The following is a 17,488-nucleotide window of genomic DNA, read 5'->3' as shown; positions in this document are numbered from 1 at the left end:
GCCGCAGGATGGAGCGATGGAACGTAGCCGGGAGGCCGAGGTCCGCGAGCGTCTGGCCGACATCGCGGGCGACGATCCGGGCCCGGCCGAGCAGGCGCTGCTGGGCCGGCTGATCCGGTCGTACCTGGCCAAGACCCCGGGCGGCGTCGACCGGCTGGCCGAGCTGCTGCGCGGCGGTGACTGCGCCGCGCTGCGCGAGCACGCCCACGCGCTGAAGGGGTCGGCCTCGAACATCGGGGCGGCCGGGCTGGCGTCCGTGTTCGCCGAGGTCGAGCACGCGGCCGGCGAGGGCGGTGTGCCCGACCCCGACCTGACGCTCGGCCGGGTCGCGGCCGAGCACGCGATGGTGTGCGAGGTGCTCGAGAAGCTGGCCGCCGCCTACGCGGAGGATTAGAAGCGGCGGGTGCCGGGGACGGCCAGCACCGGCTCGACGGCCTCGGCCGGCAGGCGCAGCGCCTCGGCGCCACTGGCTGCGACGAGCACCTTGTGGTCGCGGCGCAGCTGCAACGAGAGCGTCTCGAGGATCGCCGCCTCGTCATCCACGAGCAACACGGTGGCCCGGGTCGTCATACCTCACTAATCGGACGAACGGCCCGCTCGCTCAGCGTTTCGGGCATTCGTGATCGGCAGCCGGATCAGCACCGTGGTGCCGTGCGGCGGGTGGCCGCTGAGACGGATGGTGCCGTCGTGCAGCTCGACGATGGTGCGGGCCAGGCTCAGCCCGAGTCCCTTGCCGGCGATGCCCTGGTGGCGGACGTTGCTGGCGCGGTAGAAGCGGTCGAAGACGCGGTCGCGTTCCTCGGCCGGGGTGCCGATGCCGTGGTCGGCCACGGTCAGCTCGGCCAGGCCGGCCCGCTCGACCAGCACGACCTCGACGTCGCCGCCGTACGGGCTGTAGCGGATCGCGTTGGCCAGCAGGTCGTCGACGACCTGGCGCAGCCGCTGCGGGTCGCCGTCGAGGGCGAGGGGCTCGTCGCGGTCGTGCAGAAGCCGTACGCGGTTGGCGCACGCGAGCGGCCGGGCGGCGGCCAGCGCCTCGGTGACGATCGCGCCCAGATCGACCGGCTCGACCCGCAGCGTCAGGTGACCCGAGTCGAGCCCGGCCAGGTCGAGCAGGGTGTCGACCACGGCGCGCAAGCTGGTGGCGTTGCGCTGCACCGCGTCGACCATCGCGCGGCTCTCCTCGTCGAGCCCGGACCGCTCGTCGCCGAGCATCGCCGCGCTCGCGACGATCGACGTGAGGGGCGTACGCATCTCGTGGCTGACCAGCGAGATGAAGTCGTCCTTGGCCCGCGAGAGCTGCCGGGTGAGCGCCTCGGCCCGGCGCAGCGCCACGTAGAGCCCGATCCGCGCGGCCACCCCCTCGAGCAGCAGGGCGAGCAGCTCCTCGTGCGGCTCGGGCGCGGCGCCGTAACAGGTGAGCACGCCGAGCACTCTGCCGGCGTCGCACACCGGCACGGCCAGCACGGTGCGCAGACCGGCGTCCAGGCAGGCCTCGGCCCGGCGGCGCTCCACCGGGTCGCGCAGCGTGACCGAGTCGGCGATGTCGGGCACCCACAGGGGTCTGCCGCTCGACCAGACCCGGCCGGTGATGCCGGTGCCCTTGATCGGGGCGAACGTGAGCACCCGCTCCAGGCCACTGCCGGGCGCGCACCAGCGGCCGCCCATCTCGAGCTCGCCGGTGTCCTCGTCGGCCAGCCACAGCTCGGCGGCCGGCCAGCCCAGGGTCGCGCCGACCGCGGCCAGCACGCCGGGCGCGGCCGCGGTGGCCGAGCCGGCCGAGCGCAGCGCGTCCTCGACGGCCCGGTGACACTCCCGGAAGCGCTCGGCCCGGCGCAGAGCGGTGCTGCCGGCCGGGCGGGCCAGCTCGGCCAGCTCGGTCAGCACCCGGGACTGCTCCTCGCTCCAGCAGCGGGCGCGCACGTCGAGGACGGCGAGCGCCCCGACCGGCCGTCCGGCACCGTCGAGCACGGGCACGCAGAGGTAGGCCGGCTCTTCCTCGCGGCACACCGGCCGCCCGGCCGAGACGGTCTGCCGGGCGATGACCGTGTCGGGCGGACCGTCACCGCCGGCGAGCAGCACGTCGTCGCGGTCGACGAGGGTGAGCTGGGCCGCGGGCGCCCGCAGCAGCCGGGCGGCGAGCCGGGCCAGCGAGTCGGGGGCGAGGGTCAGGGCCGGCAGCGTCTGTTTCGCCGCGCGAACCGCGCCCAGGCGATCCGGATCGGCCAGGACGGCCTCGTCGACGCTGACCATGGGTTGTCCGATCCCCCGAGCGGACCGCCCGCGGACGCGGACTTGGGCTATTCATACCCTAGGTCGGTCTTTATATGCTTCATGACAATCATGCGGATACGGGCCAGCGCGCGGGGCAGCCGGAATCGGCCCCGGAGTGGCCGTGCGCGCCCAGCTCGGCCAGGTCGTTGACGACCTCGCGGAGCTTGTCGTTGGGGCAGGGCTTGAGCAGCACCACGCAGACCCCCGTCCGCACCGGCCCGTTGTCGCCGGGGTGCAGGTGGCCGCTGAGCATGACGATCGGGGTGTCGCGCAGCTCCGGGTGCTCCCGGATCGCCCGGGTCAGCTCGAGGCCGTCCATCCGCGGCATCCCCAGGTCGGTCAGCACCACGTCGGGCCGGCCGGCCACCGCGAGCTCGAACGCCCGTTGCCCGTCGGGCGCGTGCTGCACCGTGTACCCGGCGCGCTTGAGCAGCCTCGTCAGGATCAGGGCGATGTCTTCGTCGTCCTCGGCGATGAGTACTCCGGGCATCTTCGCTCCGCGGGTTCGTGGACACTTGTCCTCAGCATGCGCCCATAAAGTACGAGATGTGCCGATTTCACTGTTCCGGCTTACGAGCCACCCCGGCGAGGAACGCGGACTCGGCGACGTCACTCTCGCCACGCCGCCCGGACACCGAACACCACTCCTTGAACGTGCACAGACCCGGCTCGAGCAGCGGCCAGTCACCGAACAGAGGCATCGTCTCGTCCCCGTCGCGGGCCACCATCGGGGCGGTCGTGTTGTTGTAGACCCGGCGCACCTGATCGACCCGGGGCGAGAGCCGCTTGCGACAGGCGTGGGTCAGCGCCAGCAGGCTGCCCGGCGCCAGGGCCGCGCGATAACCGGCGAGGGCCGCGACGAGCCGGTCGGTGTCCGTGATGAAGTGGGCGACCGAGACCAACAACAGGCCCACCGGCCGATCAAGATCAAGCAGACCGCGTACGGGTGGTGAGCCGAGCACCGCACCGGCGTTCAGCAGATCGGCGAAGAGCACGTCGGCCGCCGGGTCGTCAGCGGTACGCAACCGCCCGTGCACGACGGCGACCGGATCGAGGTCGACGCCGACGATGCGGCCGGCGGGCAGCGTGCGGCGGGCCACGTCATAACCCGTACCCGTGCCGGGAATGCCGCAGCCCAGATCGAGGAACTGGTCGATGCCCGCCTCGACCGCCAGCCGTACGGCCTCGGCCATGAACTGCCCGTTGAGCCGCAGGATCGCGGGCAGCTCGGGCATGGCCGACCGCGCCGCCGCGGCCGCCTGCCGGTCGGCCGCGAAGTTGTGCCGGCCGCCGAGCAGGAAGTTGTAGATGCGCGCGACGCTGGGCCGCTGCGGATCGACCTCGGGCAGCGCCTCGGCCTGCTCCCCCAGCACGTTCATGCTGCGAGCGTAGGCAAAAGCGGCCCGGCACCCCCACCGAACTCGATAAGATGGTCCGGATATGGGCGGAACGTACGGATCGACGCGGCATCAGACCGCACACCTGCTGGAAGACATGGTGCGGTCCGCGCACGACGCCATCTACACGCTCGCCCCCAACTTCACCGTGCTGTCGTGGAACCCGGCCGCCGAGAAGCTGCTCGGCTGGGCGCCCGGCGAGATCGTCGGGCGTACGGCCGATCTGCTGGTTCCGCCCGACCGCCGCGGCGACCAGCGCGAGATGCTGACCCTGCTCGCCGCGGGCGCCCGGCTCGAACGCTTCCGCACCCAGCGCCGGCACCGCGACGGCCGCTGGATCCTGGTCACCCTCGCCATGTCCCCGCTGCACGACGGCGAACGGCTGCTCGGCGTCACCGTGATCGCCCGCGCGGTCGGTCACCGCGAACGGCTCGAGTCGAGCCTGCAGGCCCTGCTCGAAGCCGCCCCGGACGCCTTCGTCGGCGTCGGCGACGACGACGTCGTGGTGCTGGCCAACACCGAGGCCGAGCAGCTCTTCGGCGAGACCCGCCTCGGTCTGATCGGCCGCCCGATCACCGACCTGCTCTCCGACGGGCTCGCCGAGACCCCGGCGCCGGTCGTGCGCGAGCTCGACCCCGAGGAGTCACCGACGCTGGCCCACCGCCGCGACGGCCGTACGGTCCCGGTCGAGGTGTCGGTGAGCATCCTGCCGACGGATGAGGGCCGGCTGCGCTGCGCGGTCATCAGGGACATCACCGAACGCGTACGGGCCCAGGAAGGTCTGCGACAACTGCGGGCCGAGGCGGAACGCGCCCGGATGGAGGCCCAGCTGCAGCGCACCCAGCGGCTCGAAGGCCTGGGCCAGCTGGCCGGCGGCGTGGCCCACGACTTCAACAACCTCATCGCGGTGATCGCCAATTACGCGACGTTCATCGAGGAGTCGGCCGCCGACGCGGGCCTGACCGAGGTCGCCGGCGACGCCACGCAGATCACCAAGGCCGCCCAGCGCGGCGCCGACCTCACCCACCAGCTCCTCGCCTTCGCCCGCCGGGAGGTCGTACGCCCGAGGCCGTTGAACCTCAACGACGCGGTCACCGACATCGAGCAGATGCTGCGCCGCTCGATCGGCGAGCACATCACGCTCACCGTGCGGCTGGGCCCCGAACTGCCCTCGGTGACCGCCGACCCCGGCCAGCTCGACCAGGTGCTGGTCAACCTCGCGGTGAACGCCCGCGACGCGATGCCCGGCGGCGGCGGCCTGTCGATCGAGACCGAGATGATCGACGTCGACGACGACTACGCCGCGGGCCGCCCGCACCTGCGCACCGGCCGCTACGTGCGGCTGCGGGTCAGCGACACCGGCACCGGCATGCCGCCCGAGGTGATCGAGCGGGCGTTCGAGCCGTTCTACACGACCAAGCCCGCCGGGCAGGGCACCGGCCTGGGACTGGCCACCGTCTACGGCATCGTCACGGCGGCCGGCGGCGACCTGCACATCTATTCCGAACAGGGCCTGGGCACCACGTTCACGATCCTGCTGCCCGCCACCGACGCCGCCCCCGCCGCGATCGAACGGGCCACCGAAACCGCCCCCGGCGACGTCCGCCGCGTGACGGTCCTGGCCGTCGAGGACGAACCGGCCCTGCGCGGCGTCCTGCACCGCATCCTGCTGGGCGCCGGCCACCAGGCCCTGATCGCCGAGGACGGCCCGACCGCCCTCGAACTGGCCGAGGCCCACGCCGGCCCGATCGACGTACTGCTCACCGACGTGGTAATGCCCCACATGCTCGGCCGCGACCTGGCCGACCGCTTCGCCGAGCTGCGACCCGGCGCCAAGGTCCTGTTCATGTCGGGCTATGCCCGGCCGGTGCTCGCTTCACAGGGGACACTCGCGCCCGGGGTCACCCTGCTGGAGAAGCCGTTCAGCAAGAACCAGCTGCTCACCGCGATCCAGCAAAGCCTTGACTAGGTCTGCGAGGCATTCGCTGTGCGAATCTCCGAGGCTCATTCCCGCAACGGCAACGCCTCCTCATGCCTCCGCGGATTGTCCCAGACCTCGTAGCGTGGCCGCCAAATTGTCCAGGCGCAGCGCGATGTCCGGACGGCCCTCCGGCAACGCCGCCTCGGTGATCGCCAACGCACGTCTTTCGAGCGGCAGCGCCTCCGCGTAGCGACCCAACCGCCAGAGCGTGTAGCCGACACTACTCAGCCGCCGCGCGATGCCGGCGGGCCGGATCTTCGCTGCGCCCGGTTGACGCGGTCATCGGGTGATGTGAGCGTTGTCGCCGGTCACCGCCACCCCACTGATGGTCTGGGCGGCGATCGCGCGCTCGCCCGACGCCGTCACCGACACGCCCTCGGCTGCGAGCAGCTCCCGGATCTCGACCATGAGCGCAGGGTCGGCGGCCAGGGCCTTGCGGATCTGCAAGCGCATCGCCGCTACCCGATCCTCGTCGGCCGGGTCTTCGGCCAGGTCGACCGCCGCGTCGGCGACGGCCGCCGCGGATTCCTCGCGGCCCAGCAGGCGGCGCAACAGCCTGCCGCCCAGCCCCATGGTCGCGTCGGCCGCCGAGTCTTGCACCCGCTGCACGACCGCTGATCCGTAGGCGCCGGCCGCCGCCGACACATAGGGCACCACGGCCGCCGCGAGGGCCGTCACCTCTGGATCCATGCCGCCACCTCTTCGCCGGAACGTGCGAACACCGTGAGGTAAGCCCACCGCGGGAACCTGTATAGCGGCATCCCCCAAACGCGCACGAGTGCCGGACCGGAGGTGTCTCGACGTCTGCCCTGAAAGGACCCCGGGCGCTCAGTTGTAGCGGTTCTCGGTGGAGACGAGGAAGTTGTCGAGCATGCGGGCCAGGCCGTTCATCGACTCGGCGGGGAGGACCTCGGCCGCGGCTCGCCGGAAGGCGGCGTCGCCCAGCGCGGCTCGCAGGCGGCTCAGGTCGGCCAGTTCCAGTGGGGCGTCCGGGGAGTTCAGGGCCAGCTCGGTGGCCAGGGCCCGGCAGTGCAGGGCTACGGCGGCGGAGAGGCGGCCGGTCAGGGTGCAGACCAGGCCCAGCCGGTGCAGGCCCGAGGCCATGCCGGCGCGGTTGCCCAGCTCGGCGTCGACGGCCAGGGTCTGGCGCAGGTGGCGCTCGACCTCGGCCGGGTCGCCGCCGAAACCACCGTCGCCACCCGGAACCGAGCCACCCAAACCGGGACCGCCCGAACCACCGGCGCCGCCTGAGCCCCCCGCGCCGCCCGAGCCATCCAGGCCTCCCGGGGCGCCCAAGCCACCCGAGCCACCAACGCCGCCCGAACCGCTCACGCCGCCCGCCTCGCCGGTGTCGCCCAGCAGGCCCAGGCGCTGCCAGCCGGCCAGGCCCGCGCGGCGGCCCAGGCGTTCGTCGATGGCCAGGGCACGGTGGTGGTGGCGGGCGGCCTCGTCGTCGTCGCCGAGGCGGTGGGCGGTGTCGCCTGCCCGGTAGGCCAGATATCGCACTTCGAGCAGATCCTGCACCAGCAGATCGTCGACGACCGTGGTGACGACCTCGGCGAGGGCTCGGCCGGCGATCGTCTCCTCGGGGTCGGCCACGTCGAGGATCGCGGCCCAGCGGCCCGGGTCGTGGACGCCGTTGTCGGCGAGCAGGCGTTCGACGCGTTCGGCCAGGTCGGTGAAGTCGGGGCCGCCCAGGCGGAGCAGCGTGTCGAGGTCTTCCAGCGCACGCGGGTGGCCGCCGCAGAACGCCCACGCGCGGGCCTGCTGGTCACCGGTCAGCGTGGACAGTCCGGCCAGCGTGGCCATCAGCTCGTGGGCCTCCGCCTTGGCGAGCGGGCCCAGGTGCAGTTCGGCGAGGCGCCGGTGGGCATTGCCGGGCAGCGCGAACGGGTAGCGGCTGGTGACGACCAGGCGGCGGGGGCCGGGCTCGCGGGTCCAGGCGGTGAGGAACCCGGCCAGGCCGGCGTCGACCGGTTCGGCCCGCCCGGCTGCCCCGGCCCGCAGCACTGTGGCCAGGTCGTCGACGACCAGCATGATCGGTTCGGTGATCGGGCGGGGTTCACCGAGAGCGATCACCACCTCGGCCGCGGTCGCCGTGCCGGGAACCCGTACGGTCAGCCCGCCGGGGTGCTCCCGCTCGAGGCGGCGCAGCAGCTCGGCCACCAGCCGGCTCTTGCCGATGCCGCCGATCCCGTGCACGACGAGCCCGGGACGGCGGGCCGCGCCGAGCAGCTCGCGCAGCTCGACGTGTCGTCCCACGAAGGCGTGGCCTCCCGTGAAGGCGCGGCGTCCCTCGAAGGCATGGCGTCCCACGAACTCGTCCATACGACGACTCCCGTCGGGAGCGCGGCCCCGGGCGAAGCCGCGCATCACCGACGGTAAAACTCTGACGTCCGTCAGTCCATAACCGAACGTGCCGGAAGTTGACGTGTCGGATCAGCGCTCGGCGCGCTCCTCCTGCTCGTCCTCGACCTCGTCCTCCTCGCTGTGCCGCTGGGCCGGGACGGCGTCCTCGACCTCGTCGGCGCCGTGGCGGGGGCCGGTGGGGACCTCAGGCTCGTCCAGCTCGCCGGCGACCTGCGGCCGGTCGACCCAGAGGGCGCGCAGCTGGCCCTGCATGAAGCTGGTGAGGCGGGAGCGGTATTCGCGGTCGAAGTGCTCGAGCGCCTCGATCTGCTGCTGCAGCGCCTCGCGCTTGTTGCCGAGACTGCCGACCACGTCGTCGTAGCGCTGGCGGGCCTGCAGGTTGAGGTGGTCGGCGTTCGCCTGGGCGTCGATGCCGATCTGCTCGGACGTCTGGCGGGCGTCGTTGACGATCTTCTCGGCGTTGCGCCGCGCCTCCTCGGTGCGGGCGTGCGAGTCGCGGGCGATCTGCTCGGCGGCGGCGCGGGCATCGGCCATGATCTTCTCGGCCTCGCGGCGCACGTTGTGGGCGTGCACCTGGGCGTCGCGGGCGACCTGCTCGGCGGCGGCGAGCGCGTCCGTACGGATCTTGTCGGCCTGGTGGTGGGCCCGGGCGACGTGTTCCTCGGCGGTGCGCTGCGCGAGGGTCAGCACCTGCAGGGCCTGGTTGGGGTGGGCGCCCGGCTGTCCCGGCTGGGCGGCAGGCTGCCCGGGCTGGGCGGCGGCCGGCTGGCCGTTCTGCGCCTGGGCCTGCTGCGGCGGCGCGACGAGGGCGTGTTCAGAGGTCTGGCTGTCCGCCGAGGTCCCATTGAGCAGCACTTTGACACGATCCTTCATGCGGTTGTCGGACGACACTGGAATAGACCTCCGTTGTTGCGAGCCCGGGTCGCGCCCACTCGCACGGGGCTGGCGTGATCGCGGGATGCTACCAAGCTGAGCAGGCCGGAAGCGAGAGCCCGTGGTGCGTCTGCCGGGCCCGCCACCCGGCCACCACTAGGCTGGGCGCATGGCCGACGACGACGTGGCCCACGTCGTACGAGAAATGCTCGCGGTGATCCCGGCGGGCTGCTCCTGGTTGCTGCCCGTGACCAGCGACAACGGCGTCGTGACCGACTTTCGCATCGGGGCCACGAGCGGGCGCGGCAACGACATCTACCGCCGCGGCACGAGCCGCATCGACGAGGTGCTCAGCGAGCTCTACCCGAGCGTCGTCGGCGGCCCGCTCTGGCAGCTCTACCTGCGCGTTCTGGCCGACGGCGAGGCCGCCGAGCTGCGCGACTTCCGGTATGAGGAGAAGCAGGCCGGCGTCGTCGCACATTCACTCTTCGATGTGACCGTCCATCGGGTACTGGGCGGACTGCTCGTCTGGTGGCAGCGTCTCGACGAGGACCGCCGCCGCATGCAGAAGACCGAGCTGCTCGGCAGCCTCGGCTGGTCGGAATACGATCTGGCCACCGGCGAGACCGAATGGTCGCCCGGCATGTACCGGATCTTCGAACGCGACCCGGCGCTCGGCCCGCTGAGCCGCACCCAGCAGGCCGCCGCGATGCTGACCGAAGACCGCGGCCTGAGCGAGACGGCCTGGCAGACGCTCGACAGCGGCGCCGCCTCCGACGTGACGGTCCGCTTCCGGGTCGGCTCGACGGTGAAGTTCCTGCGGGTCCTCTCCGATGTGGTCAGCGACGCCACCGGCAACCCGCTGAAGATCAACGCCGTGGTGCAGGACGTCACGGCCCTTCAAGACTCCCGTACGGCCATCGACCGCCTGCGCGACCAGCTGCGCAGCCGCGAGATGACCGCCCTCGCCGAGCACCGTCTGGCCGCCCAGCTGCAACACATGATCCAGCCGGTGCCGCGCGAGCCGCTGCCCCTGCCCGGACTGCGAGTGCTGGTCAACTACCTGCCCGCCGAGAACACGGTCCAGGTCGGCGGCGACTGGTACCACGCCGAGCGCCTGGCCGACGGCCGGGTGGTGCTCGCGGTCGGCGACGTGGCCGGTCACGGGCTGGGCGCGGCGAACGGCATGGCCCACCTGCGCTTCGCCCTGATCGCGTGGCTGTCGATCGGCGTGCACGACCCCGCGACGCTGCTCGGCCACCTCAACCGGCTCTGCGGGCAGTTGCGGCTCACCGGCACGGCGGTCCTGAGCGTGTACGACCCCGAGTCGCGCGAACTGGTCTGGGGGCGCGCCGGTCATCCCGCGCCGCTGCTCGCCCGCGACGGCCGGGCCGCTCCCCTCGACCTGCCCGAGGGGCTGCTGCTCGGCGCCGACGACGACACGACGTACGAGATCTGCCGTCCTCGCCTGGCCCCCGGCGATCTGCTGCTGCTCTACACCGACGGGCTGGTCGAGCGGCGCGGCGGCCCGCCCCTGCTGCCGGGGGTTGTCGACCTGCTGGCGGCGGCCTCGGCCACGCCCGGCTCGAAGGGCGCGCTGGTCGCCGGGCTCAACCAGCCCAGCCCTGACGACGACACGTGCACCCTGCTCGTCGAGGTGGCCCGGCCCTGACACGCCCAGCGGTGACACGCCCGGCCCTGACACGCCCGGCCCTGACACGCCCGGCCCTGGCACGACCGGCCCTGACACGACCAGCGCTGACACGCCCGGCCCGGACACGCCCGGCCGCGGGTCAGCCCGGGTGTCCGGCCTCGTGCCGGCCGACGGCCAGGGCGAGGCGTACGCGGGTGCCGTCCTCGGAGGCGTCGACGCCGACCTCGTCGCAGACGCGCTCCACGATGGCCAGGCCGCGGCCGCGCAGGGCGTCGGCCGCGGGCATGCCGCGGCCCAGCGTGCGCACCGGGCCGCCGTCGATCACGTCGCAGACGACGCGGCCGTCGTCGGCCCACAACCGCACGACGCCGCCGCCCGTGGTGTGCTGCAGGGTGTTGGTGGCGAGTTCGCTGACGGCCAGGGTGAGCAGTTCGGTACGCGTCTCCGGCAGGCCGAGGTGGGCGGCGCGGGTGCGGACGAACTCCCGCACCTTGGCCAGGTCGCCCGGTTCGGCGTACGTGGTCTCGTAGAACTCGTCGCTCATCCGCCGGCCCGTGTCTGTTCGTCCCCGACGGCCGTGCGATGCCGGCTGCTCGCGGACTCGCCGCCCGCCACGTCCGGACGCTTGCCGACGGGCGCGGACTCGCCGCCCGCCACGTCCGGGCGCTGGCCGGCGGGCGCGGGCTCGCCGGCCGGTGTGCCCAGCAGGGATCCGACGCCGGTGAGGTCGAGCACCGCGGCGACCGCGCCGGTCGGGTTCACGAGCGTGACCCGGGCGCCGCGGGCCTGCGCCTCGTGGTGGGCGACGATCAGCCCGTGTACGCCGCTGGAGTCGAGGAACTCGAGGGCGCCCAGGTCGACGATCACCAGCGGGGCGGCGCGCACGGCCGCGGTCAGCACGGCGTGCAGTTCATCGCGGACCGCAAGGTCGCATTCGCCGGTCAGGGTCACCCGCACATGGCCGGTTCCCTTGTCGGTTCTCGCCTCGAAGTGCCCCATCCCGCGGACCGACCCCTCCCATGCCCGTGACCGGTCACATCATCGCACCCGGAGTTCCGGTTCCCAACGATGTCCGGCTGGCGGGCGAATCCGGTCTCTTACCGGTGCGGGGACGAGTCGCCCCCCTTAGACTGAAAGGGTCAAATTGGAAATAAAGCGTGTTCGGGGATGAACCATGAAGAAGCGGCGTTTGTGGATTGTCTCTCTGACCTCGGCGGCCCTGCTGGTCACCACAGGAGGCGCGGCAACCGCGGCCCCCGACTACGAATTGGCGCTCTGGACCATGAACGAGCGCCCCGGCTCCCGGACGATGCGCGACGTCACCGGGCACGGCTTCGACGGGCGCATCGGCGAGGACGTCGCGGTCGGCCTGCGGTCGGGCGACCGGACGGCGTACGGCTTCGACCGCCTGGAACCGGACACCCCGCCGGCCCATCCCGGGCACCTGGTGATCGTCCCCGACGCCGACCGGCTCAACCCGGGCTCCCGCGATTACGCAATCGATCTGCGGCTGCGTACCCGGGACTTCTTCGGCAACATCGTCCAGAAGGGACAGGCGACCGTGCGGGGCGGCAGCTTCAAGCTCCAGATCCCCAACGGGAAAGTGCAGTGCTGGTTCCGTGGCTCGCGCACCTCCTTGCTGGTCACGGCGCCGCGCCCGATCAACGACGGCGAATGGCACACCGTACGGTGTGAACGCACCGGCGACGGCGTCACGCTCGCCATCGACGGGCGCGAGGTGGCCTCGCGCGAGGGCTGGACCGGCCCGATCGACAACTCCTGGCCGGTCGCGATCGGCGGCAAGACCGACTGCGATCAGGTCGACGTGGGCTGCGACTACTTCCACGGGGACATCGACTACATCGCCGTGGACGTGGAGGAGTCCGACTGGTGACGAGGTGTTGACACACGTAACGATCCGGGCGAATGTTCCCTGGTGAGCGAAGAGTGGCCTCGGTCCGGGATGCTGCTGGCGGCACGATATCGCCTGGTCACGATGCTGGAGGCCGGCGGCATGGCCGAGATCTGGCAGGCCGACGACGAACTGCTGGGCCGCCCGGTCGCGGTGAAACTGCCGCACGGATCGCAGGTGGTACGCCGCGAGGCGCGAATGGCAGCCCGGCTCAGTCACCCGAACATCGCCGCCGTCCACGACTACCGGGAGGCGGTTCGCCCGGACGGCACGGTGGCGCCCTTCGTCGTGATGGAGTTGCTGGCCGGCGAGAGTGTGGCGGCCCGCCTCGACCGTGAGCCGATCGGGCTGCCCGAGGCGGCCCGCATCGGGGCCGCGGTCGCCGACGCCCTGGCCGCCGCCCACGCGAACGCGGTGGTGCACCGCGACATCAAGCCCGGCAACGTCATGCTCACCCCGACCGGCGTGAAGATCCTCGACTTCGGCATCAGCGCCACCGCGGGCGAGCCGGACGACGACGACACCGGCTCGACGTTCGGCACCCCCGCCTACGCGGCCCCCGAACGTCTGGACGGCATGCCCGCCGAGCCCGCTACCGATGTGTACGGTCTGGGCGTCCTGCTCTTCGAGATGGTGACCGGCGACCCGCCTTTTCCGGTCGACAGCTGGGAAGAGCTGGCCGCCGCGCGCGCGTCGGGCCCCCAGGTTCTCCCCGACGACCTGCCGTGCGCCTTCCGCGACCTGGTGACCCGCTGCCTGGCCGACTCCCCCGCCGACCGGCCGGGGGCTGAGGAGATCCGGTTCGACCTGACCGCGCTCTGGCTCAAGCCCACCTTCGAGGCGCCGCCCGCCTCGATCCTGTCCGCTCCTCTCCCCAGCCCGAACGGCTCACCCCGCCCGGCCGAGCCACCCGAGCCGTCCGGATCGCCGAGCCCCGCCGCACCACCCAGGCCCGCTGTGCCATCCGGGCCTGCCACGCCATCCGGGCCTGTCGGGCCTGGACGGCGAACCGGTGCTTCCACGGCCGGGCGGCCCGCAGAGAACGGCGGCCGGGTCCGGAGCACGGCCGAGGAACCTCGGGCGGGCGCTGAACATCCCGCCTACGCCACCGGGCGTGCCGCGCCCGCAACCCTCGCGCTCACGCCGCCGCCGACCCGCCGCTGGGTGCTCGGCGTGACCGTTGTCGCGCTGCTGGCGGCCATCGGCGGCGCGGTGATCGCGGTCAACTGGCCGCGCGGGTCTCCGCAGGCGATCCCCGAACCGCTCCCACCCGCGATCGTGTCGTCCTCCCCGGCGCCGAGCACCAGCCCGGCGAACGCGCCGTCGTTCTCGTCCACTCCGAAGGTGCTCCCCTCGCTGCGGCTCGACGACGCCGTGAACCGGTTCCGCAGCGCGGTCGAGGACGGCGCGGCCGACGGCACCATCCGCTCCGATGTGGCCACCGACTTCCTCAACCTGCTGCGGCCCCTGGCCTTCGCCGACGCCGGCCCCGACGAGGTGGTGCGCCAGGTCGACTCGCTGCGCCGCAAACTCGACGAGCGCATCGACGAGGGCGGCGTCAAACCCGAACACGTGGCGGTTCTCCGCACCCGGCTGGCCGACCTCGACCGCGCCGCCGGCATCTAGGCCCGGCTGGCTGCCCGGCGCGTTCGCCTGGTGGCGCGGTCACGGCGACCGGATGCTCGTGCCGCACGAGACGAACGAAGTGCTACTTCGCGGGAACGGGGCCCCTTCCCTTCCACCATCGATCCCAAGACCACGAAAGTAGGCCCCTCGAACGCGATCGAGGCCCCAGATTCCAGGATCAGCGTTCGGCGATCAAACAGGAAGGGGTGTTGTTGCAGGACAGCCCGGAGGCGGCGCAGAGGGGCCGGGACGGCACCCAGCGGGGCTGCTGGCCCGGTTCGCGTTGGAGGACTCGTACTGCTGAATGGATTTTCAGGCCGAGCCGCGGATGACGAGGCTGGTGGGGAGGACGATCTCGGTGTCGCCGGCCTCGTCGCTGCCGTCGATCTTGGCCAGGAGGAGGCGGACCATCTCGCGGCCCATCTCGGCTATCGGCTGGTCGACGCTGGTCAGCGGGGGGTCGGTGTGGCGGGCGATGACCGAGTCGTCGAAGCCTATGACGGCGACGTCGTCGGGGATGCGGCGGCCGAGCTGGCGCAGGACCTGCAGGGCGCCGGCGGCCATCATGTCGGAGGCGGCGAAGACGGCGTCGAGATCGGGATGTTGTTCGAGCAGGCGGCGCATGGCGGCGGCGCCGCTCTCCTCGCTGAAGTCGCCGAACGCCACCGGGCCGTCGCCGACCACGTCGCGGTAGCCCTCGAGGCGGGCGATGCCGGCGGCCATGTCGAGCGGGCCGGTGATCGCGGCGATGTGGCGGCGGCCCTGGGAGCGCAGGTAGGCGACGGCCTCGCGGGCGCCGGCGCGGTTGTCGGCGTCGACGTAGGTGCCACGTTCGGCGTACATCGGGCGGCCGACGCGGACGGTGGCGACGCCGCGCTCCTCGAGAACGGCGGGCAGCGGGTCGTCGCCGTGCAGGGACAGCAGCAGGGCGCCGTCGACGTGCTGGCGGGTCAGGTAGCCCTCGAGGCGGCGGCGCTCCTCGGGGGCCTGCGCGATCATGAGGACCATCTGGAGGTTGCGGGCGACCAGCACCGACGAGATCGACTGCACGATGCGGCCGAAGAACGGCTCACGGAAGAACCGCTCGCCGGACTCGAAGATGACCAGCGCGATCGAGTCGGTGCGCTGCGTGACCAGGGTGCGGGCGGCCCGGTTGGGGACGTAGCCGAGCTCCTGGATCGCGTCTTCGACCGCCTGCCGCGCGCGCGGGCTGACCTGGGCCGAGCCGTTCACCACCCGGGACACGGTGCCGCGGCCGACGCCGGCGCGCACCGCGACCTCTTCCAGGGTCGGCCGGCCGCTGGCCCGGTTCCGCTCGGTCGTCATCGCTTGGCACCTCCCTGGCGCGATTCATCGTCCGCGCCCCCCGGCGCGATCGGTGTCCGCGCCCGACACAAGGTACCTGTCCCGCGCTTCCCGCAACATGATCTTTATGGCCGGCGGCGGATCAGCCACCGCGACGCCGGGCCGGCGCCGGTGTGGACACTGCCGCTCATCCGCCGTAGCGGGGCAGCTCGACGATGACCGCGGCGCCCTGGCCGGGCTGGCTCTCGATGCGGATCGAGCCGCCGTGGCCGTCGACGATTGCCTTGGCGATGCTCAGGCCCAGCCCGGCGCCCTGCACCTCGGCCCGTTCGGCGGTCGCCGCGCGGCGGAAGGGCGCGAGCACCCGTTCGCTGTCGAGCACGCTCATGCCGATGCCGGTGTCGCGCACGACGAGCACCGCGCGGTCTCCGTGCACGGCCGCGCTGACCGTGATCGAGCCGGTCGGGGTGAACTTGACCGCGTTGAGCACCAGCCGTTCGACCACCTGCACCAGGCGGGCCTCGTCGGCTTCGACCACGACGGGCTCGCGGGCGTCGGCGACGATCTCGAGGCCGCGGCCGTCGGCCAGGTCGCCGTTGCGCACCACGGCGGCGCGCGACAGTTCGGCCAGGTCGAGCACGCGCTTGTTCAGGCGCAGATCGTCGTGGCCGGCCCGCGCGGCGAGCAGCATGTCCTCGACGAGCGCCATCAGCCGGTCGGAGTTGCGGCGGATGCGGCGCAGGAACTCGGGGCCGGCGCCCGGATCGAGGTCGTCGTCGGCGAGCATCTCCAGGTATCCGTTGATCGACGTCAGGGGCGTACGCAGCTCGTGGGTGACCCGTGAGATGAACTCGTCCTTGAGCTTGTCGGCGTCGCGCAGCCGCTCGTTGGCCGCGTCGAGCCCGCGGGCGTACTGCCGCAGCTCGAGCTGGGCGACGACGTGCCGGGCGAGGGTCCGCAGGCCCTGACACTCGGCCGGGGTCAGCACGCGGGTCTCCCGGTCGATGACGCAGAGGCTGCCCAGCACCTGCCCGCTCGAGGTGACCAGCGGCGCCCCGGCGTAGAAGACGATGCCCGGATGGCCGGTGACCAGCGGGTTGTTCGCGAAGCGGGGGTCGACGCGCGCGTCGGGGACCTGCATGACCTCGTCGCTGAGCATCGCCCGGGCGCAGAACGAGTCCTCGCGGGCGGTCTCGCAGATGTCCAGCCCGACGCGGGCCTTGAACCACTGGCGGTGCTCGTCGACCAGGGTCACCGCGGCGATCGGGGTGCCGCAGAGCTGGGCGGCCAGGACGGCGATGTCGTCGAAGTCGCTCTCGGCGGGCGTGTCGAGCACGCCGTACGCGCGCAGGACCGCGAGGCGCTCCCGCTCGGCGGCGTCCGCCAGTGCCAGTGTGTCCGACATATCCGAGTCCTTAGGTTCGCCTGATCCGGGGGCTCCCGTTCGAAGGTCCACGGTCGGCCGGGCGCCCTCGCCCCTGAGCGTTGGATCGGGTGCAGAGCGGTGCTCAGTAGTTGCCTCTGCGGTGCTCGAAAATCAGGTAGGTCTCGGTGCCGGCGATCAATCGGGTGCCGCTGAGGCGCTCGGTGATGACTTCGCGCAGATCCTCGACGTCGGCCGTCGCCACGTGCAGCAGAAAATCGTACGAGCCGGAGACGAAGTACACCTCCCGTACGGCGGGAATACCCGCCAGCGACTCGGCGAACTTGCCGATCGCGTCGCGCGACTCCGACCGGATCTTGACCGCGATCATCGCCTGGATGGGCCGGCCGATCCACTCCGGGTCGACGTCGGCGTGGAAGCCGCGGATCGCGCCGATCTCGCGCAGCCGCCTGATGCGGGTGAGGCAGGTGGAGGCGGCGATGCCCACGCGCTCGGCGAGGGCGTTGTTCGGCATGCGGCCGTCGGCCTCGAGCAGCGCCAGCAACTCACGGTCGATGTGATCCAGGCCTCGAAGATCCTTCGGTACGTCGGTCATGCTGATCTCACTTTTCGCATCTTCTTCGGGCACGTCACAGCGTACAGAATCATCTTCGCTCTCCTTGCGCCACAACTGCACATCGTTCCACCCTGATGCCACGCGGCGACGAGAGGA

Annotated in this window: 18 protein-coding genes; 5 read left to right on the top strand and 13 right to left on the bottom strand. The window is 72.4% G+C overall.

Annotation, left to right across the window (positions count from 1 at the left end; translation table 11 throughout):
* Positions 1 to 16: 16 nt before the first annotated feature.
* On the top strand, positions 17 to 394 hold the full coding sequence (locus EER30_RS47610; protein WP_164842656.1) for an Hpt domain-containing protein: 378 nt from the start codon (positions 17 to 19) through the stop codon (positions 392 to 394).
* On the opposite strand, the gene EER30_RS40045 is transcribed toward EER30_RS47610, so the two are convergent.
* The 4 genes from EER30_RS40045 to EER30_RS40030 all read right to left on the bottom strand — a co-directional run bounded on the left by EER30_RS40045 (position 391) and on the right by EER30_RS40030 (position 3,653).
* Positions 391 to 543, bottom strand: a complete 153-nt coding sequence (locus tag EER30_RS40045; protein ID WP_205650628.1) for a response regulator — start codon at positions 541 to 543, stop codon at positions 391 to 393. The genes EER30_RS47610 and EER30_RS40045 overlap by 4 nt on opposite strands.
* 33 nt (positions 544 to 576) lie before the next feature.
* Positions 577 to 2,253 (bottom strand): GAF domain-containing sensor histidine kinase, encoded by a 1,677-nt coding sequence (locus EER30_RS40040; RefSeq protein WP_127506926.1) that lies wholly within the window; start codon positions 2,251 to 2,253, stop codon positions 577 to 579.
* Between the two features lie 88 nt (positions 2,254 to 2,341).
* Entirely contained in the window at positions 2,342 to 2,764 is a 423-nt protein-coding gene (locus EER30_RS40035; RefSeq protein WP_127506924.1) for a response regulator, read from the bottom strand.
* 67 nt (positions 2,765 to 2,831) lie between these two features.
* Complete coding sequence (locus tag EER30_RS40030) at positions 2,832 to 3,653, bottom strand: SAM-dependent methyltransferase (protein WP_127506922.1); 822 nt, start codon at positions 3,651 to 3,653, stop codon at positions 2,832 to 2,834.
* Between the two features lie 61 nt (positions 3,654 to 3,714).
* Between EER30_RS40030 and EER30_RS40025 the strand changes: the two genes are divergently transcribed.
* Positions 3,715 to 5,640 (top strand): hybrid sensor histidine kinase/response regulator, encoded by a 1,926-nt coding sequence (locus tag EER30_RS40025; protein ID WP_127506920.1) that lies wholly within the window; start codon positions 3,715 to 3,717, stop codon positions 5,638 to 5,640.
* A gap of 60 nt (positions 5,641 to 5,700) precedes the next feature.
* Here EER30_RS40025 and EER30_RS49100 read toward each other — a convergent pair whose 3' ends face one another.
* The 4 genes from EER30_RS49100 to EER30_RS40005 form a co-directional block, all read right to left on the bottom strand.
* Positions 5,701 to 5,880 carry a tetratricopeptide repeat protein gene (locus EER30_RS49100; protein WP_432417590.1) on the bottom strand — a complete coding sequence of 60 codons (180 nt, stop codon included), beginning with the start codon at positions 5,878 to 5,880 and terminating at the stop codon, positions 5,701 to 5,703.
* A 51-nt stretch (positions 5,881 to 5,931) separates the two neighbouring features.
* The gene (locus EER30_RS40015) at positions 5,932 to 6,342 is read right to left on the bottom strand and encodes a hypothetical protein (RefSeq protein ID WP_127506918.1); all 411 of its coding nucleotides are present in this window, start codon (positions 6,340 to 6,342) and stop codon (positions 5,932 to 5,934) included.
* A gap of 138 nt (positions 6,343 to 6,480) precedes the next feature.
* The gene (locus EER30_RS47605; RefSeq protein ID WP_164842654.1) at positions 6,481 to 7,980 is read right to left on the bottom strand and encodes an ATP-binding protein; all 1,500 of its coding nucleotides are present in this window, start codon (positions 7,978 to 7,980) and stop codon (positions 6,481 to 6,483) included.
* Between the two features lie 111 nt (positions 7,981 to 8,091).
* Positions 8,092 to 8,877, bottom strand: a complete 786-nt coding sequence (locus EER30_RS40005) for a hypothetical protein (RefSeq protein WP_127506916.1) — start codon at positions 8,875 to 8,877, stop codon at positions 8,092 to 8,094.
* Positions 8,878 to 9,064: 187 nt separating this feature from the next.
* Here EER30_RS40005 and EER30_RS40000 point away from each other — a divergent pair, with 187 nt between their 5' ends.
* On the top strand, positions 9,065 to 10,567 hold the full coding sequence (locus EER30_RS40000; protein ID WP_127506914.1) for a PP2C family protein-serine/threonine phosphatase: 1,503 nt from the start codon (positions 9,065 to 9,067) through the stop codon (positions 10,565 to 10,567).
* 121 nt (positions 10,568 to 10,688) lie between these two features.
* On the opposite strand, the gene EER30_RS39995 is transcribed toward EER30_RS40000, so the two are convergent.
* A complete protein-coding gene (locus EER30_RS39995; RefSeq protein WP_127506912.1) occupies positions 10,689 to 11,093 on the bottom strand; it encodes an ATP-binding protein in 405 nt (134 codons plus the stop codon).
* On the bottom strand, positions 11,090 to 11,548 hold the full coding sequence (locus EER30_RS39990; protein WP_127506910.1) for an STAS domain-containing protein: 459 nt from the start codon (positions 11,546 to 11,548) through the stop codon (positions 11,090 to 11,092). The genes EER30_RS39995 and EER30_RS39990 overlap by 4 nt, the downstream gene beginning before the upstream one ends.
* Positions 11,549 to 11,723: 175 nt before the next feature.
* Here EER30_RS39990 and EER30_RS39985 point away from each other — a divergent pair, with 175 nt between their 5' ends.
* On the top strand, positions 11,724 to 12,443 hold the full coding sequence (locus EER30_RS39985; protein ID WP_127506908.1) for a laminin G domain-containing protein: 720 nt from the start codon (positions 11,724 to 11,726) through the stop codon (positions 12,441 to 12,443).
* Between the two features lie 42 nt (positions 12,444 to 12,485).
* Entirely contained in the window at positions 12,486 to 14,087 is a 1,602-nt protein-coding gene (locus EER30_RS39980; RefSeq protein WP_127506905.1) for a serine/threonine-protein kinase, read from the top strand.
* A 312-nt stretch (positions 14,088 to 14,399) separates the two neighbouring features.
* Here the strand turns inward: EER30_RS39980 and EER30_RS39975 are convergent, their stop codons facing one another.
* From EER30_RS39975 to EER30_RS39965, 3 genes are all read right to left on the bottom strand, one after another.
* Positions 14,400 to 15,413 (bottom strand): LacI family DNA-binding transcriptional regulator, encoded by a 1,014-nt coding sequence (locus tag EER30_RS39975; protein WP_127506903.1) that lies wholly within the window; start codon positions 15,411 to 15,413, stop codon positions 14,400 to 14,402.
* Between the two features lie 166 nt (positions 15,414 to 15,579).
* Positions 15,580 to 16,797 (bottom strand): GAF domain-containing sensor histidine kinase, encoded by a 1,218-nt coding sequence (locus tag EER30_RS39970; RefSeq protein ID WP_127506901.1) that lies wholly within the window; start codon positions 16,795 to 16,797, stop codon positions 15,580 to 15,582.
* A 103-nt stretch (positions 16,798 to 16,900) separates the two neighbouring features.
* Positions 16,901 to 17,371 (bottom strand): Lrp/AsnC family transcriptional regulator, encoded by a 471-nt coding sequence (locus EER30_RS39965; protein WP_127506899.1) that lies wholly within the window; start codon positions 17,369 to 17,371, stop codon positions 16,901 to 16,903.
* Between the last annotated feature and the right edge of the window lie 117 nt (positions 17,372 to 17,488).

The sequence above is a fragment of the Actinoplanes solisilvae genome (genome assembly GCF_003999975.1).
In the GTDB taxonomy this organism is placed as follows: Bacteria; Actinomycetota; Actinomycetes; order Mycobacteriales; family Micromonosporaceae; genus Actinoplanes; species Actinoplanes solisilvae.
Note: the sequence above shows the minus strand (reverse complement) of the source record. Positions and strands in the feature narration are given on the sequence as shown.

Coding starts and splice junctions, on each gene's coding strand:
- EER30_RS40030 (WP_127506922.1), bottom strand. CDS start 3,653: ATGAACGTGCTGGGGGAGCAGGCCGAGGCGCTGCCCGAGGTCGATCCG.
- EER30_RS40040 (WP_127506926.1), bottom strand. CDS start 2,253: ATGGTCAGCGTCGACGAGGCCGTCCTGGCCGATCCGGATCGCCTGGGC.
- EER30_RS40015 (WP_127506918.1), bottom strand. CDS start 6,342: ATGGATCCAGAGGTGACGGCCCTCGCGGCGGCCGTGGTGCCCTATGTG.
- EER30_RS39985 (WP_127506908.1), top strand. CDS start 11,724: ATGAAGAAGCGGCGTTTGTGGATTGTCTCTCTGACCTCGGCGGCCCTG.
- EER30_RS40035 (WP_127506924.1), bottom strand. CDS start 2,764: ATGCCCGGAGTACTCATCGCCGAGGACGACGAAGACATCGCCCTGATC.
- EER30_RS39970 (WP_127506901.1), bottom strand. CDS start 16,797: ATGTCGGACACACTGGCACTGGCGGACGCCGCCGAGCGGGAGCGCCTC.
- EER30_RS47605 (WP_164842654.1), bottom strand. CDS start 7,980: ATGGACGAGTTCGTGGGACGCCATGCCTTCGAGGGACGCCGCGCCTTC.
- EER30_RS39995 (WP_127506912.1), bottom strand. CDS start 11,093: ATGAGCGACGAGTTCTACGAGACCACGTACGCCGAACCGGGCGACCTG.
- EER30_RS39975 (WP_127506903.1), bottom strand. CDS start 15,413: ATGACGACCGAGCGGAACCGGGCCAGCGGCCGGCCGACCCTGGAAGAG.
- EER30_RS47610 (WP_164842656.1), top strand. CDS start 17: ATGGAACGTAGCCGGGAGGCCGAGGTCCGCGAGCGTCTGGCCGACATC.
- EER30_RS40000 (WP_127506914.1), top strand. CDS start 9,065: ATGGCCGACGACGACGTGGCCCACGTCGTACGAGAAATGCTCGCGGTG.
- EER30_RS39965 (WP_127506899.1), bottom strand. CDS start 17,371: ATGACCGACGTACCGAAGGATCTTCGAGGCCTGGATCACATCGACCGT.
- EER30_RS40025 (WP_127506920.1), top strand. CDS start 3,715: ATGGGCGGAACGTACGGATCGACGCGGCATCAGACCGCACACCTGCTG.
- EER30_RS39990 (WP_127506910.1), bottom strand. CDS start 11,548: ATGGGGCACTTCGAGGCGAGAACCGACAAGGGAACCGGCCATGTGCGG.